Origin of the sequence: Sphingobacterium paludis, from assembly GCF_004364125.1 — a bacterium.
In the GTDB taxonomy this organism is placed as follows: Bacteria; Bacteroidota; Bacteroidia; order Sphingobacteriales; family Sphingobacteriaceae; genus Sphingobacterium; species Sphingobacterium paludis.
The window spans coordinates 1-15,291 of sequence record NZ_SNZV01000015.1 but is presented as its reverse complement, the minus strand read 5'-3'; the positions used below and the strand labels follow the sequence as shown (position 1 = coordinate 15,291).

At 39.2% G+C, this 15,291-nt stretch carries 18 protein-coding genes; 9 read left to right on the top strand and 9 right to left on the bottom strand.

Annotated features, from left to right (window positions below; all coding sequences use genetic code 11):
- Positions 1-150 precede the first annotated feature (150 nt).
- On the top strand, positions 151-381 hold the full coding sequence (locus B0I21_RS19355; protein ID WP_133642148.1) for a hypothetical protein: 231 nt from the start codon (positions 151-153) through the stop codon (positions 379-381).
- A 251-nt stretch (positions 382-632) separates the two neighbouring features.
- Positions 633-2,156 (top strand): sensor histidine kinase, encoded by a 1,524-nt coding sequence (locus B0I21_RS19350; protein ID WP_133642147.1) that lies wholly within the window; start codon positions 633-635, stop codon positions 2,154-2,156.
- Between the two features lie 801 nt (positions 2,157-2,957).
- Here B0I21_RS19350 and B0I21_RS19345 read toward each other — a convergent pair.
- Genes B0I21_RS19345 through B0I21_RS19320 form a run of 6 tightly spaced genes read right to left on the bottom strand, consistent with a single transcriptional unit; the run spans position 2,958 to position 7,993 of the window.
- Positions 2,958-3,863 carry an NmrA family NAD(P)-binding protein gene (locus tag B0I21_RS19345; RefSeq protein ID WP_133642146.1) on the bottom strand — a complete coding sequence of 302 codons (906 nt, stop codon included), beginning with the start codon at positions 3,861-3,863 and terminating at the stop codon, positions 2,958-2,960.
- A 41-nt stretch (positions 3,864-3,904) separates the two neighbouring features.
- Positions 3,905-5,032: an NtaA/DmoA family FMN-dependent monooxygenase gene (locus B0I21_RS19340; RefSeq protein WP_133642145.1), complete on the bottom strand. Its 1,128-nt coding sequence runs from the start codon at positions 5,030-5,032 to the stop codon at positions 3,905-3,907.
- The gene (locus B0I21_RS19335; RefSeq protein ID WP_133642144.1) at positions 5,029-6,069 is read right to left on the bottom strand and encodes an LLM class flavin-dependent oxidoreductase; all 1,041 of its coding nucleotides are present in this window, start codon (positions 6,067-6,069) and stop codon (positions 5,029-5,031) included. The genes B0I21_RS19340 and B0I21_RS19335 overlap by 4 nt, the downstream gene beginning before the upstream one ends.
- Positions 6,070-6,073: 4 nt before the next feature.
- Entirely contained in the window at positions 6,074-6,496 is a 423-nt protein-coding gene (locus tag B0I21_RS19330) for an organic hydroperoxide resistance protein (protein WP_133642143.1), read from the bottom strand.
- Positions 6,497-6,519: 23 nt separating this feature from the next.
- Entirely contained in the window at positions 6,520-7,275 is a 756-nt protein-coding gene (locus B0I21_RS19325) for an NADPH-dependent F420 reductase (protein WP_208292399.1), read from the bottom strand.
- Positions 7,276-7,294: 19 nt separating this feature from the next.
- Complete coding sequence (locus tag B0I21_RS19320) at positions 7,295-7,993, bottom strand: nitroreductase (RefSeq protein ID WP_133642142.1); 699 nt, start codon at positions 7,991-7,993, stop codon at positions 7,295-7,297.
- Positions 7,994-8,101: 108 nt separating this feature from the next.
- Between B0I21_RS19320 and B0I21_RS19315 the strand changes: the two genes are divergently transcribed.
- Positions 8,102-8,449, top strand: coding sequence for a winged helix-turn-helix transcriptional regulator (locus B0I21_RS19315; protein WP_133642141.1), 348 nt, complete (start codon positions 8,102-8,104; stop codon positions 8,447-8,449).
- Positions 8,450-8,725: 276 nt separating this feature from the next.
- Here B0I21_RS19315 and B0I21_RS19310 read toward each other — a convergent pair whose 3' ends face one another.
- Positions 8,726-9,049, bottom strand: a complete 324-nt coding sequence (locus B0I21_RS19310; RefSeq protein WP_133642140.1) for a winged helix-turn-helix transcriptional regulator — start codon at positions 9,047-9,049, stop codon at positions 8,726-8,728.
- 117 nt (positions 9,050-9,166) lie between these two features.
- Here B0I21_RS19310 and B0I21_RS19305 point away from each other — a divergent pair, with 117 nt between their 5' ends.
- From B0I21_RS19305 to B0I21_RS19280, 6 genes are all read left to right on the top strand, one after another.
- Entirely contained in the window at positions 9,167-9,943 is a 777-nt protein-coding gene (locus B0I21_RS19305; protein ID WP_133642139.1) for an SDR family oxidoreductase, read from the top strand.
- A 207-nt stretch (positions 9,944-10,150) separates the two neighbouring features.
- Positions 10,151-10,480, top strand: a complete 330-nt coding sequence (locus B0I21_RS19300) for an ArsR/SmtB family transcription factor (protein WP_133642138.1) — start codon at positions 10,151-10,153, stop codon at positions 10,478-10,480.
- Positions 10,481-10,527: 47 nt separating this feature from the next.
- The gene (locus tag B0I21_RS19295) at positions 10,528-10,998 is read left to right on the top strand and encodes a DUF6428 family protein (protein WP_133642137.1); all 471 of its coding nucleotides are present in this window, start codon (positions 10,528-10,530) and stop codon (positions 10,996-10,998) included.
- A 10-nt stretch (positions 10,999-11,008) separates the two neighbouring features.
- Complete coding sequence (locus B0I21_RS19290; protein ID WP_133642136.1) at positions 11,009-11,425, top strand: arsenate reductase ArsC; 417 nt, start codon at positions 11,009-11,011, stop codon at positions 11,423-11,425.
- Between the two features lie 29 nt (positions 11,426-11,454).
- Positions 11,455-12,546, top strand: a complete 1,092-nt coding sequence (gene arsB, locus B0I21_RS19285) for an ACR3 family arsenite efflux transporter (RefSeq protein WP_133642135.1) — start codon at positions 11,455-11,457, stop codon at positions 12,544-12,546.
- A gap of 15 nt (positions 12,547-12,561) precedes the next feature.
- A complete protein-coding gene (locus B0I21_RS19280) occupies positions 12,562-13,299 on the top strand; it encodes a metallophosphoesterase family protein (RefSeq protein WP_133642134.1) in 738 nt (245 codons plus the stop codon).
- A 379-nt stretch (positions 13,300-13,678) separates the two neighbouring features.
- Here B0I21_RS19280 and B0I21_RS19275 read toward each other — a convergent pair whose 3' ends face one another.
- Positions 13,679-14,131: a carboxymuconolactone decarboxylase family protein gene (locus B0I21_RS19275; RefSeq protein WP_133642133.1), complete on the bottom strand. Its 453-nt coding sequence runs from the start codon at positions 14,129-14,131 to the stop codon at positions 13,679-13,681.
- Positions 14,132-14,196: 65 nt separating this feature from the next.
- Entirely contained in the window at positions 14,197-14,772 is a 576-nt protein-coding gene (locus tag B0I21_RS19270; RefSeq protein ID WP_133642132.1) for a Crp/Fnr family transcriptional regulator, read from the bottom strand.
- Between the last annotated feature and the right edge of the window lie 519 nt (positions 14,773-15,291).

Here is a 15,291-nt window from a genome sequence, read left to right as displayed (position 1 = left end):
ATTTTGAGATGAATCAATAACTAGCTGGTTGATAGATCTTGGAGAATCGCTCTTTTGTTACGAAGTCTTTAGTTTACAGATTACCTCCGCTAAAGAACTAATTAGGAATTAGTTTGTTATTATACTAAAATCACAAAAAAATAGAATATTATGGCACTTAATTCACCAAATGAAGGAACTACAACAAAGGCTATCGAAGAACAAACTTCAAAAATACCATCTGTGGTGTTCCTGGGAGCAGCTGTTGCAGCAATGGGCGTATCCCTTACATTAAAATGTCTAGGAAAAGATAAAAATGCTTTGTTTGTCGGTCAGTGGGCTGCACCCTTTTTACTTTTAGGCATTTACAATAAGATCGTAAAGACCGAAGGTCACGATTAATTTAAACATTGGTCTTGATGCCTCAAAAGTAATTTTGAGGCTTTTTTCGTTTCATATGCTTTTTGCACGATTCAATTATCGCGCATCTCAAACATCCAACCTCGGTCATAGCTGGAATCAAACTAACGACGTCAATATCGGTTAAATACGAAATTTAAAATTTTAGTCCTCTATCAAAATTTTATTAAAAATTTAGTGTTTTCCAAGTTCTATCATAGGATAATGTTTACATTTACCCGTTAACAGAATATATGCAAAATCCTGCCGCACACAACTCCTTTACACAATTTGAAAAGGACTTCGAAGCTATAACAGTAGTTGATGCTGATAGCTTACTAGTATTATTTTCAAATCAAAAATTTGCCACTCTTTTAAATAAGCAAGTGGGCTCAATTGTTACACAAGATTGTAGAGAGGTTCTCGGATCCTTTTGGCAATTGACCGGAGAATTGATCGATGAAGTTGTGATACATCATTCCATTGTAAACAGAATAGTTAATGTACGCTCGAATATCAATAATGACTTATATACTCGCGTTCATGTTCAGTATTCTTTTCTACCTCCAGAGATGGAAGGAGCAAAATGGATTAAGGTGTCTATAGCACTATTACCAGATTGTAATGATCCTTCCAACTTTTCTAAAGATGTATACGAACCGATAAAAGAGCTTGCTTTATCAAATGCCCTTTTGACTAAACTCAACATAGAACTCATAGAAAGTCAGGAGAATTTGCAATCAGCATTTGAGGCCGGTAATATGGGGCAGTGTGGAATCAACTTTATAAATGGGGAAGTTACATTAAGTAATAGAGGGCGATCATTTTTTGGTATTCCGGAAAACATAGAAGTAACCTGGGAAACACTTCTTCAAGCAGTAAATAAGGAATATCACGAAATAGTTAACAACGCATTCTCAGATGCTATTTCTAAGGGAAAGTCTGTTGATAGTACATATTCCATTACTCATCTAATTTCAAAAGAGACCAGGTGGATTAGAGTAAAAGCAAATGTTCATCTTAATCCAAACGGAGATCCTATAAAATTATTTGGGCTGGTGATGGATATTACGGAAGAGAAGAATGACGAGCAGCGTAAAAATGATTTTATCACGATGGTCAGTCACGAGCTTAAAACTCCGCTTACTGTATTACAAGCATATATTCAGATTATACAACGTAGGCTACAGGATAAAACCGATAAGTCAGTTCAAGAATTACTTGCTAAATCGTATGTTCAGATGAACCGAATGTCAAAGCTGATAGCGGGGTTTCTTAATGTATCAAGGTTAGAGTCCGGTAAATTAGATATGCATGTAGAAACATTCGATTTCAGAATGCTTATTATTGAGGTTGTTGAAGAATTTAATGCAACAGTAAATTCACACCACATTCATATTGGCAATTTGCCAAATGTTGCGATAAATGCTGACCGCTATAAGATACAGCAAGTTATAAATAATTTGTTAAGTAATGCTGTAAAATATTCTCCACTAGGTAGTGACGTTCATATAGAAGCCGAAGTAAAAGACTTGGAATTAATTGTACATGTTATAGACCAAGGGATAGGTTTGAGTGAAGAAGCGATAACTCAAGTGTTCGATAGATTTTATCGAGTTGAGTCAAAGGCTACCGAGAATGTCTCTGGATTTGGGATAGGACTTTACATCTGTAAAGAAATCATTGAAAGGCACGGTGGAAAGATTTGGGTTGAAAGTTCTCTCGGAGCGGGCACAACATTTTCATTTACTTTACCCTTAAATATCTCAACACTCTAATAAGAGTGATATTTCTGCATCTGTTCGACTTGGAGACGAAAAACTATTGATGAACATAAGTAACGCTGGCGGTTATTACATGAAATATTTCAGTACCTTCGTTTAGACCATATTTATGAATGTTTTACTATGAGCGGCAGCAATAATCCACTAGGTCAAATGGTGATACTTGGTAAGGCACGAACTAATTTCTTCAACAGGTACATGGTAAAGTATGGTAAACTACCACACACCGTTGATCTTTGGCTTATAGCTAAACAGCTCGAAATTTTCTCATATTTTTTTGGAAAACTATTAATCATGCAAAAGATTTTTATCAGATGCTTGAGGACTATAATGATTGATACCTAATCACTTGCACCATTATTTGCGAGATAGACAGATTGCTCATAAGCTTCGTTTTGTGAGACAGATCACTTTATGTATGTTGAAGTAATCTAACAACTTTATGTCTGTAGAATTTTGGTAGCACTAACACGTAGATTTTAAAGATTTATTACTTTTCGAATCTTTTGGTTTTGTCGTAATCCTTCGTTTTGTGAGACAATAACATGTCGGGAATTTTTTCTAAAATGGATGATGGATTTTTTTGGATAATATTTGTTGTCGATAATTTTTGATTAAATACTTTAGATAACAACTTTCGGATATGATCTTGTTTCGGAAGAATTTAATACACACTAGCAAAAGCAAATATCAGTTAAATCGCAGAAACATTTATCTCGTGCTGGTTCATCTCCGATACTTTCAAAATTTTTGCTCACAGCCGAAATGCTTGATCTATGAGCAAATGTAGAATCACTATTTTTGATTCGCCGAGGCTATCAGCAAGTCTTTATTTTCGAGTAAATAATCTTTAACTGTTTTCGCAGGTCTCCCCAAGATATACGGAATATCATTTTGAACCATGGACATATACGACATTCTTCCATCAAGCATTTGTCTAACAAATTCGATATTTGCGCTTGCGTACCAATGGTCAGCACCGTTAGCTATCCATGTTTCAATCAGTTCTTTAAACTCTTCAAGTCCTTTTTCTTCGCACTTGATTTCAAGTCCGGTCACCTCGCTCATCAGCTGTGCAATTTCTTTTCCATTATGGCTTTCGACACTTAACCAATAATCCTTGCTGGCGTGTAGCCTCGGGCCATCCACAAGAACTTTTGCGGCAACGGCAGCAATATCACTAGCCGCAATATAACCAACCCTGCGATCTTCCCAGTAAGTGGTATAGGTAAAGTTTTTTGGTAGGTAAGCACCCGTAAGGGCTTCCATGAACATATTGGGATGGAGGTGTGTCCATGCCATACCGCTTGCCTCAATGTATTTTTCGATCATCTGATGCCAGGCAAAGTGAGCATCAGTTGTATCCCATTCAGCGAAGACGCCCACATGTACAATATGACTAACACCTGCTTTTTTCGCTGCATCCACTAATGTTTTACTCTGCGTGAGCATGCCAACCGTGTATCCCGTTAAAAGAAATACGCTATCAACACCGGCAAGAGCAAAAGCAAACGTTTTCGGATCATCAAGGTCAAGAAACTTGCAGTCTTTTCCTTCGGCTACAATTCGCTCTACCTCGTTCTGCTTACGAGAAGTGATCCGAATATTAACAGGTTTATCTTCTAGGTCTTTAACCAGTTGACTCCCGATTGTTCCACTGGCACCTAAGATCAGTACTGTGTGATTTTGCTTATTTTCCATTTGAGGTCGTTTTTGTTTTAAATGTTAATGTCCAATGATCCTTATCCGATTTTTCTAAATGCTGGCTTCGGAATCTCCAGATGTTCTCTTAAGGTATCGCCTTCATAATCAACCTTAAAAACACCGTGCTCCTGTAGGATCGGAACCACCAGTTCGATAAAATCTCTCAATCCGTGGGGGTGGTCCTGCCTGACCATCAGCATATCCATCGCACCGGATTCATACCATAACTGCACCTGGGCGGCGACCCGCTCTGCCGAACCAAAGAAGAGCGGTACAGGTATGCTGTTCCTGGGATTAAATGCTAGCAATTGCTTGTATTTAGCCACCGCTTCTTCATCGGTATGGCCTACGATTGGATTTTGGCTGGTGATCACAATAAAGTCCTCCGGGCGACGTCCTTTTACGGTTAACCGTGCCCTGATGCCATTTGCTACTTGCATGGTGGCCTCCATTGTCTGACCATGTATAAATGCTCCGTCGGTATAGCTTGACGCATGATCCATAAAGGTGGCCGAACTGCCAGCGGTATAAAGTACAGGCCTGCCCTGCACCGAACGGCTCAGGTTTAAAGGTCCATCGACCGAAAAATATTTTCCCCGGTAATTGAGCGTATGCATTTTACCAGGGTTCAGGTAAATACCACGTTCCTTGTCGCGGATGAACGCATCATCCTCATAAGTATCCCAGAGCCCAATCAGGATCTCCATGAATTCCTTGTTCATCGGGTATTGATCAGCCTTGGTTAAATGACCGCGACTGAAATTGACCATGCCGCCGGGATTGGAGGTCACTGCGTTCACCGAGGCCCGCCCTCTACTAATCTTATCGAGAGACAGAACCTGTCTGGCCACGTTGTAGGGATCCGTATAGGAAGTAGCAATGGTGGCTGACAAACCAATCTTCTCCGTTTTCATGCTAATGGCCGACATGATGGTCGACCCTTCGAACATGCTGAGGTAATGCGGGATATTGCCCGGCCCCACATGGCTAACATCGACCAGGAAAAGCGTATCGAACTTTCCAGCCTCGGCGAGTTGCGCCTGCTGCACATAATAATCTATATTTTCACTGGCGTCCGCGGGCATATCCGGATGCTGCCACCCCACAAAGTTCCAGCCGAGGCCATCAATATTTGCAGCTAGCTTTAATTTTTTCCTTTCACTCATTTTGGAATTTTTTGGTCAGCACGGGAAGCTTCCGAATTGATATCGCCCATAATCTCCGAAAAAAGTTTAATCGACTTTATCCGGTCTTTCTGGCTGTGTGCAGGGCTTACAACAATCAGTTCGTCAACTTTAGTCTCGTTCAGAAATGCCTGCACGTGTTCTTTTACAGTTGACTTGCTACCTACGAAGGAATATTTCAGCATTTGATATACTGCCGGGTGTTGCAGCATAGCTCTCAATTCCTCTGTCATGACAGTTGGAGGATGTAGTGCAGTTGTGGTTCCGGTAAGTACCCCAAAGAACATCCTGATCAATGTGGTAAATAAACGTTCGGCTTGCTCATCTGTATCTGCAACAAATACATTGATCCCCGCTATCGTGTAAGGGCTTTCTAAAACTGCAGATGGTTGGAATTCTTCGCGGTAGATTTGCAGGGCGTCAAGTAAATGCGTAGAGGCAAAGTGGCTTGCAAATGCATAAGGCAAGCCTTTTTGGGCTGCTAAGTGTGCACTGTCGGTGCTAGATCCCAATATATACAGGGGTACATCAGTTCCTTCCGCGATAGCTGCCCTCACCTTTGAACCACTATTGCCAGGAGAAAAGTAATTTTGAATTTTCTCAATTTCTTTAGGGAAAGAATGAGCAGCCTGCATGAAATCTGACCGGATAGCCTGGGCAGTTGCAATGTCTGTGCCAGGTGCCCTCCCTAGACCCAGATCGATGCGTCCAGGATACAAATGTGCCAGCGTACCAAACTGTTCAGCAATAACCAATGGAGAATGATTGGGTAGCATGATGCCACCCGAGCCTACCTTGATGGTTTCGGTGTTTTCAGCCGCATATCCGATCAATAGTGACGGCGAAGTACTGCCTATATGCTCCGAATTGTGATGTTCGGCAAACCAGATCCTTTTATAGCCCATCGCTTGCGCTTCTTTGGCCAATGCTAGGGAATCATTCAGCGTTTGTTTGATGGTACGGCCCTGTGGTAAAAGTGCCAATTCTAGAATGGAATAAGCAATACCTTGATTTTCCATCTTTTTAATTGTTTGTCGTAACAAGTCTTACCTCAATATTATTTCTGGTAGCATTGGAGTAGGGACATACCTGATGTGCGCGTTCGGTGAGCCACCTGGCTTCTTCAATGGATACATCTGGAATATTTACTGCCAGTTCTACTTCCAGGCCAAATGCACCGCCTTCTAAAGGTCCTATTGATACCTTTGCAGTAACGGACGTTTCACCAGTATTTACTTTTTCCAAACGAATAGTGTGGTTCAGTGCGCTATCAAAACAGGCAGCATACCCCCCTGCAAATAGTTGCTCTGGATTTGTGTAATCATCGCTTCCACCCCCCATGGCTTTAGGTGCTCTGACCTGTAGATCTAAAACTCCGTTATCACTTTTTACCTGGCCATTTCTACCTCCTGTAGCAGTAGCCTCTGCCGTATATAGTACTTTCATTATTATCTCCTTTTAAACATAATCTATTCTCTTATCCCCATCTCATGTAAACGGTTACCTGCTAAAATCTCTTCGTACGAAGGCCAGGAATCCAATTTTCTTAAGTTGTCCATTATAAAATCACGGATTGCCGGGGCTTTTCCTTTTTCGGCGTTAGCAAGTGCCTGTTTCAGTTCGGCTTCATTCAATTCCGTACAGTAGGCTGGCGTACCGGGCTGCTGTCTCCAGGATTCGGAAAGACTTCCGCCATCAACGGTATCAAAACCTGTGACATCAACCAGTTGAGCAACTACTTTCTTATGTTCGGGGTTATCTCCGGCTATAGAAATTGCAACTCTAGCTAATGAGCCAGCTGGTTTGCCTTTGTGTTTCAAGGTGCCTTCCAGCATATTATTGAACACCTTTACAATCGGGCGATCAAGTATTTTCGAAATATACTGGCTTTCAGATAGCTGCTCCAGCTCAATAATCTCACCGTCCCTGAACGGATAATAGTTTGAAGTATCCATCACTACCACGTCCTGAGGAACTTCTTTCAATAAGTTCTTTGGCAGATCTTTATAGGCATTGAAGGGCATTGAGAATATGATGGCATCTACGTCTTTGACTACCTCCTGTATAGTTGCTGCTGTTGCGCCCAAACTGGCTGCTATTTTTTCCAGTTCAGACATTTCTCTGGTATTGGTCACTTTTACACCATGTCCTGCCTGAGCAAATTTTTCAGCTAAGATACTTCCTATCGCACCCGTTCCGATAATTCCTATTTTCATATTTTTCATGTTCTTTTATTAGTGATTTTTATTGGTGAAAAGTGACATTATGGGAGATAGGGTTCCGCTCCATTTTAAACGAATTGCCCGGTGCATTCGGGTCGGCATAACCAAACGAGATTCCAAATAACATTTTAAGTTCGTCTGGCACGTTCAATATTTCCCTTATATTACCTGCAAAAAAGCCCAATGCTGTCTGCGGGATACCAGCAAGACCATGGGCTGTAAGAGATAAGAGAAACGTTTGTCCATACATTCCTATATCTCCCCCTACCCGAACATTGTCGCCAAAAGACGGCATGAACGGTATAGCGATATGCGGCGCATTAAAAAATTTATAATTTTGATCTGAAACTTCTTTTCGTCCTTCTTTGTCATCACGTTTAACATCAAATGCCTCATACATTGTCTTACCCAGGTTAAAGTAACGCTCCTTGTAGCGGCCATGGTATTCATTCGTATCGAAAGTAAAGTCAGGTGACAACCGCTCCGCTTCGTTTTCTCTTAATAGTGCCTCGGCCAGTTCTTTCAATTTATCTCCGGAAACAATATGTGTTTCCCACGGTTGGGTGTTGCAATTAGAGGGCGCCAATTGTGCATCTTCCAATACGGAAGTAATGATCGGATCTGGCACTGGTGTATCTAAAAAACCACGGCAGGATTTTCTCAAACGAATTACTTTTTTGAACGCATCAGTATTTGGCTTTATTTGTTTTAGTGTTTGCATAAAAAAAGATATTTTCTCAAGTTTAGATGCGAATCTAGACACAAAATGCTTTACTTTGTATAGTGCTTTCCAAAAGGAAAGTGATTTATTATTTTTAAAAGACAATTTATGCCAGTAAAGAGAGGATATAACGATTGCATAAAAACCATCATACCAGTACGTGATTTTTTGGATGTAATGAGTGGGAAGTGGAAATTTCCAATAATTGTATCTATTGGAGTAGGCAATGATAGGTTTGTGGACATTCAGGAAAGTATCCCTGGTATCACTCCAAAAGTTCTAGCCAAAGAGCTGAAGGAGCTGGAAAAACATCAACTTATTAAAAGAACTGTGCTAAGTGAATATCCAGTAAAGATTATTTACACTCACGAGCCTTATGCGGATACCTTGACACCTATAATTTATGCAATGAAAGATTGGGGAATAAACCATCGCAAAAAAGTGATTGGCACTTAGATAGAATAATTCAATAAACACCTCATAATTCCATAAGTTATTGGATGTAAAACTAGAACAATATGTTATTCGAAGTCTCTTATTCTGCCTGTGCCTGAATTTCGCTTTTTTCAGACATTTTCCTAACTTAATCAAACCTGTAAATTCGTTCAAAAGATTGATGTAGCGGTGAATTCCTTCGTTTTGTGAGACAGAAATGAAATGTCTTTGTTTATTTTGATTGGACTACCATAGAGCCAATAAAGCCTTACAACATGAAATTCCGCATTCTAATGATCACAAATTTACTTTGCCCCATTCATAGATATCATCAATTATAGGCTTCAACATCTTTCCTTTTTCTGTTAAGGTATATTCTACAGTTGGAGGAACCGTAGCATAAACTTTTCTAGAAACAATATCAAAGCTGGCCAATGTTTTTAACTCTTTGATAAGCATTCTGGTATTTATATGTGGGATGGATTTTTCTAGCTGACTAAACCTATGAGTGCCTGAGAATAAGATATACACAATTGACATCGACCATTTGCCGCCAATAATTTTCAAGATTTCTTGTAAAACACATGCATTATCAGATGTGACGGTATTTTTACTTTCCATAAATTGTTGAATTACAGTTAAGTGTACAAATGTGTAAGTACTCTACATAATTGTACCTACTTGCAAAAGTACTGTAATGAATGTTAATTTGAAACATTAAACTGAAAACATTTGACGATGAAAAAATCACTATCAAACAAGGTTGCGCTAGTAACCGGTGGTACCAAAGGAATTGGACGTGCAACTGCAGATAAGCTGTCTCGAGAAGGTATTGATGTAATAATTACAGCTCGCTCAGAACCTCAAGACAATGATCTTAACCATTATTTTATCAAAGCTGACCACTCAAAAGCGGATGTTGGACAAATTATTCTTAAGGAAATTCAAGAGAATTTTGGTAAAATAGACATTATAGTAAATAATGCGGGGGCCAACCTCACACCCGGCGGTGGGTTCAATTTCATTAATGATGAGGATTGGGAAAATGAAATACAACTAAACTTAATGTCAGCCGTGAGAGTCAACAAAGCCCTAATACCCCTCATGTTAAAGCAAAAAAAAGGGATAATAGTGAATATTTCCATGAATCCCGCTATACAACCTATCTGGGAAATGACAATGGCATATTCTGCATCTAAGGCAGCGCTTAATTCATACAGCAAATCATTGGCTTCCGAATTGGGACCTTCAGGTATTAGAGTAAATACTGTTTCTCCAGGATTAGTTAAAACACCTCAAATGCAATCATACGTCGATTCAATAAGTAAGGATTCGGGCGTATCGCCTGAAGAAATCATTAAAAATATATTAGATAAACTTGGAAATGTACCATTAGGAAGACCCGCCGAACCTAGTGAAATCGCTGACTTAGTAAGTTTTCTTTGCTCGGATGAATCTACATACATTACTGGGTCAATCTATCAAATTGATGGAGGATCTCTAGCAGTAGTTTGATAGCAAAAAGAATGGCATAACCCTTTACAAATACGTACCTAGGATAACAATTGCTTAATTAGATAAAAACGCTTGAAGTTAGGAATCTCAAGCGTTTTTTATGCTGTATATATCTGTTCGTTTTGTGAGACAAATCTTGAGTTCGCAAATCATAATGATGATATAATTTGCATCTACTAAATAACAATCGTAATATTGCGATATAATATGGGACTTACAAGAACTGAAATATTTACTGACGAGCAGAACTTGCTAGCAAGCTTATTTAAAGCGCTGGCTCATCCGGCAAGAATTGCGATCCTTCAGAGGATCATTTTATCAAATACTTGTATTTGTGGAGATTTGGTAGGTGAGCTTGGATTGGCACAAGCAACTATTTCCCAACATTTGAAAGAGCTTAAATCAGCTGGACTTATCCAAGGTACAATTGAAGGAGTGAGTGTATGCTACTGCATCAATCCCAAAGTATGGAAACTACTTGAAAATAAGCTTGGAGAATTTCTAGGCTCCTATAAAGGTACAACCGAGTGTTGTTAACTTTTTTTGCCATCATCAATCGTAAAATTGCAATAATACTATATAATATGAAGATATCAGATGTGAAGCAAATCCTTTCCAATGCAGAGGGCGTCAACTTTAAATTAGAAAGCGGACAATCCGTGCCCGATCACTTTCATGTGACTGAAGTTGGCGTTATAAATAGGGATTTTATTGATTGTGGAGGCACTGTCCGTCACGAAAGAGTAACGAATTTTCAGCTTTGGGATGCGGATGATTATGAGCATCGTTTAAAACCAGGAAAACTAATGGATATTATCTCACTATCAGAAAAGGTCTTGGGTATGGATGATCTGGATGTAGAGGTTGAATACCAATCAGAAACGATCGGCAAATATGAACTCGGATTTGATGGCAAAGATTTTATTTTGCTATCCAAAAAGACAGCCTGCTTGGCACTGGATAAATGTGGTGTTCCAACTGAAAAACAAAAAGTTAAATTGGTAAACCTCGCTAAGGGAGCATCAGAATGCACACCTGGAGGCGGATGCTGTTAAGACTTGTATTATGAAAAAAGTATTAGTTCTCTGTACCGGTAACAGTTGCCGCAGTCAGATTGCAGAAGGCTACCTGAGATATTTCGGCGGGGATAAAGCGCATATTTATAGCGCGGGAATTGAGACCCATGGTGTCAACCCCAGAGCCGTTCAGGTTATGAAGGAGGAAGGGATAGATCTCTCTGGTCATACCTCCAACCATATTGACGAATACACGGGTGTTGATTTTGATTATGTTATCACGGTCTGTGATAACGCCAAGGAGAGCTGTCCGTACTTCCCGACGGGTGCACAGAAATTCCACTATAATTTTCCAGATCCCGCTAAAGCGCAAGGTTCTGCGGAAGAAATAATGCACCAATTCAGAGCAGTTCGCCAGTTGATCAGAGATTACTGCTCGGATTTTGTCAGCAAAAACCTAGCCTAGTAGTTTATAAGGTATTTATAGATAAGCATATGTCAGTAACGAATTGCGCTCCTGTAGCGCAAAGAAAGAAATTAGGATTTTTGGATAGATACCTCACGCTATGGATCTTCATTGCTATGGCTATGGGTGTGTCCATAGGCACCTTTGTTCCTTCATCCTCGTCTTTTATAGGATCGTTTTCCACTGGTACAACTAACATCCCGCTGGCCATCGGTTTAATCCTGATGATGTATCCTCCCCTTGCCAAGGTTAAGTATGAAAATATAGGAAAGGTCTTTAAAGACGTACGTGTACTCAGCGTATCCCTTGTGCTCAACTGGATAGTAGGCCCGCTACTGATGTTCTTTCTTGCTATTACCTTTTTACATGACTACCCTGAATATATGGTAGGTCTTATTCTTATCGGTCTGGCGAGATGTATCGCTATGGTGGTGGTGTGGAATGAGCTCGCTGAAGGTAACAGAGAATATGCTGCGGGATTAATCGCGCTTAATAGTCTATTCCAAGTACTGTTGTACGGAGTCTTTGCCTATATTTTCATTTCGCTACTTCCTCCATATTTCGGGGTGCAAGGATTAGAGATTGACATTACAGTTGCTGAAATTGCGACTAGTGTTGGAATATATCTGGGTATTCCTTTTGCTATGGGAATACTTAGTAGATATACTCTAATTAAATTAAAGGGAGAAAATTGGTTTGAAGATAAGTTTATACCTGCTGTATCTCCCTTGACCTTAGTAGCGCTGCTCTTTACGATCATCATTATGTTTAGCATAAAAGGTAAACTGATCGTTCAGATCCCAATGGATGTTTTGCGTATCGCTGTTCCGCTAATACTATATTTCTGCATCATGTTTGTTATCAGCTTTTTTGCTGGTCGTTATTTTGGAGCCGATTACTCTAAGAGTACTTCCATCGCTTTTACTGCTACTGGAAATAATTTCGAACTAGCTATTGCTGTAGCTATCGGCGTATTCGGAATAAATTCCGGCCAAGCATTTGCAGGTGTTATAGGTCCTTTGGTAGAAGTTCCTGCACTGATTGCCCTTGTTAATCTGGCATTCTGGTTTAGAAAGAGATATTACGGTGCATCGACCTTATCTGAGGAATCTAAGTATTGATAAAGAACGACTCATATGAAAATCGCTTTCTTTTCTGATATTCATGCAAACCTACATGCTTTTAAGGCTATGCTAGAAGATTTGGACAGCCAGAAACCTGATACTGCTTATTGTCTGGGCGATCTAGTAGGATATCACATCTATCCGAATGAGGTTGTCGGTGAAATACGCAAACGGGGTATTGCTACGCTAAAGGGAAATCATGATGAAAAAGTCGATAGCATCGACTCTACACCGGAATCTTTGAATGAGAAAGGTGAGAACTATGCATATCACCTAATAAGCGAAGATAATCGAGGCTATCTTAAAAAACTTCCAGCCCTCATAAATACCGAGTTTACATTCGTGGAAGCGACTTTCAAGATTGCTTTGGCTCATGGAAGCACCAGACGTATCGATGAATATATTCTCATTGATACTGATGAAAATTATGTGCTGGAACTCTTGGATGAAGCAGATGCAGACATACTTATTGTTGGTCATTCCCACAAGCCCTACCATCGGATTATACAGACCGTACAAGGAGTTTTTAAACATGTAATAAATTTGGGTTCGGTAGGAAAGCCCAAGGATGGCGATCTCAGGGGATGCTATGCACTGCTTACCATAGATAATAACAGTTCATTATTACTTCGCAACAGCATCAACGTTGAATTTAGAAGGATTAGCTATGATTTGGAAGCATCCGCCAAAGCTATAGAAGAAAGTCCATTACCTGCAGAATTTGCCCTAGCTCTAAGATCAGGGCGATAGTCAGTCTAGTTATTCTTCGTTTTGTGAGACGGATGTCTGCAGGGCACACCTGTAGCGAAAACAAAATGGCGCCAACTTTGCAAATACTTTGTTAGGTTAATAATTGGTTAGTTAGATAAAAACGCCTGAAGTTCCCCACTTCAGGCGTTTTTTATGTTGCAAGAATTTATCTGTTCGTTTTGTGAGACAGTTGCTCCAATTTACGTTGAAATCTTTATTTGTGTTTTTAGCTGTAGATTATTGGGGAATTTTCAATACTTAATAGTTAACACTAAAATATAGAAAAATTCCTGATCGAATATAAAAGCATTCTCAAACCGGTCTCTTTCTAATAATAGATCGCATGTTTAAAAGCCTGCGATCTATTATTTTAGTAATTTTACGCAAGACTCTCTCCTATTAATAGATGAGTGCTTAGCACGATCCTGTTCCATAGATTGATCGTAGTTACTGCCACGATAATGTCTGCAATTTGGGCTTCGCTAAAAAATTGCAAGGCGTTTGTGTAGGTTCCATCCGATAAACCATTTTGATGGATTAGTGTTATTTCTTCCGTTATTGCCAACACTACCTTTTCTTCGTCTGTAAATATATCCCCAGCTTCTCTCCAAGCACTCAACAGGAAAATGCGCTGATTTGTTTCGCCACTTTTAATTGCATCATGGGTATGCATATTAATACAAAACGCACAGCCGTTAATTTGCGAAGCACGAATCTTAATGAGTTCTTTGGTTGTTTTGGAAATAGTACACTGGGAAAGATAGGTTTCTAAACCAATCATTGCTTTCAGAGCACTTGGAGCTACTGTTTTAATGTTAAATCGCTTTTGCATTTTATTTTGTTTTAAATGTTCAATACAAAATTGAAAAATGCTAATACGGAAAAAGTTAAACTGGTTTAAGAAAGGTGCCTCTTACGGATTTCGCTTAAATATTCCGGGGTAAATCCCAAATATGAAGCAATCAAATATTGAGGTACACGTTGTATAAATTCTGGATAATTTCTAACAGCCTGCCAATAAAACTCTTCTTTCGAGAGCGAAAAAAGGTATTTAACACGCTTTTGAGCCGCGGCATAAGCTCGTTGGTATACAAAACGGAAATACCGTTCCATTATGGGAAATGCCTGTAATAATTGTTCTTGATTGTCCTGCGATATATAAACTATCGTACATGGCTCTACGGCTTGAATATAAAAATCTGAACGGGCTTTGTGTTCATAAGCAAAGTTGTCGGTAAGCCACCACGTTTCTATCGCAAATTCAGTAGTTTGTTCGGTTCCTTTCTCGTTAATGTAAAACTTACGTAGCAAACCTTTTAAAACAAAGTAATGATGTCTACAAACTTGGCCTTCTTCTAGTAGGTTCTCTTTTTTTGCAAAATCTCTGATATCAAAAAATTTTTTTATTTCTTCAAAATCGTTATCTGAAACTTGAGCAAATTTTTCTATATGTTTTTTTAGAATATTCAACATCCTATTTGAATGAGTTTAGGTTTTTTAGATTGCGGTAACAAGGAGCCTACTTTATACCCTAATGGTTCCTATATCAAGCGCTTGGGTCTATTTCAACGACATTAAATGGATGCTTTTTTATTCTTCTTAAGCATCAAAAATACACTTATAATGAACGTGAGAAGATAAAGAACTCCTAAAGCGGTCTTACAAAATGTTAAACTCTGAAAGTCAAATTCTCTAAGCAATGCTAGTCCAATAGGAAGCGCAATCAAGGCAAATATTAGGTTGAAACCGATTTTATTTTTCATACTACCGACTTTTGATTACATCGATTAAATTTCCGAATTATACGGCAATAGTTAAAATAAATTTATTAGTAATCTATTCTAAGGAGACTTTGTCTGATCGACACTATCTGATTACACTATATAAGTTCGTTTTGTGAGATTCTGTGTTAACATGCAAGTGTAGCATTGATTATTTTTTATAATTTTACAATTTAGGCGGTCTTGTACCAGCCTGTTTTAGGGTGGCTCT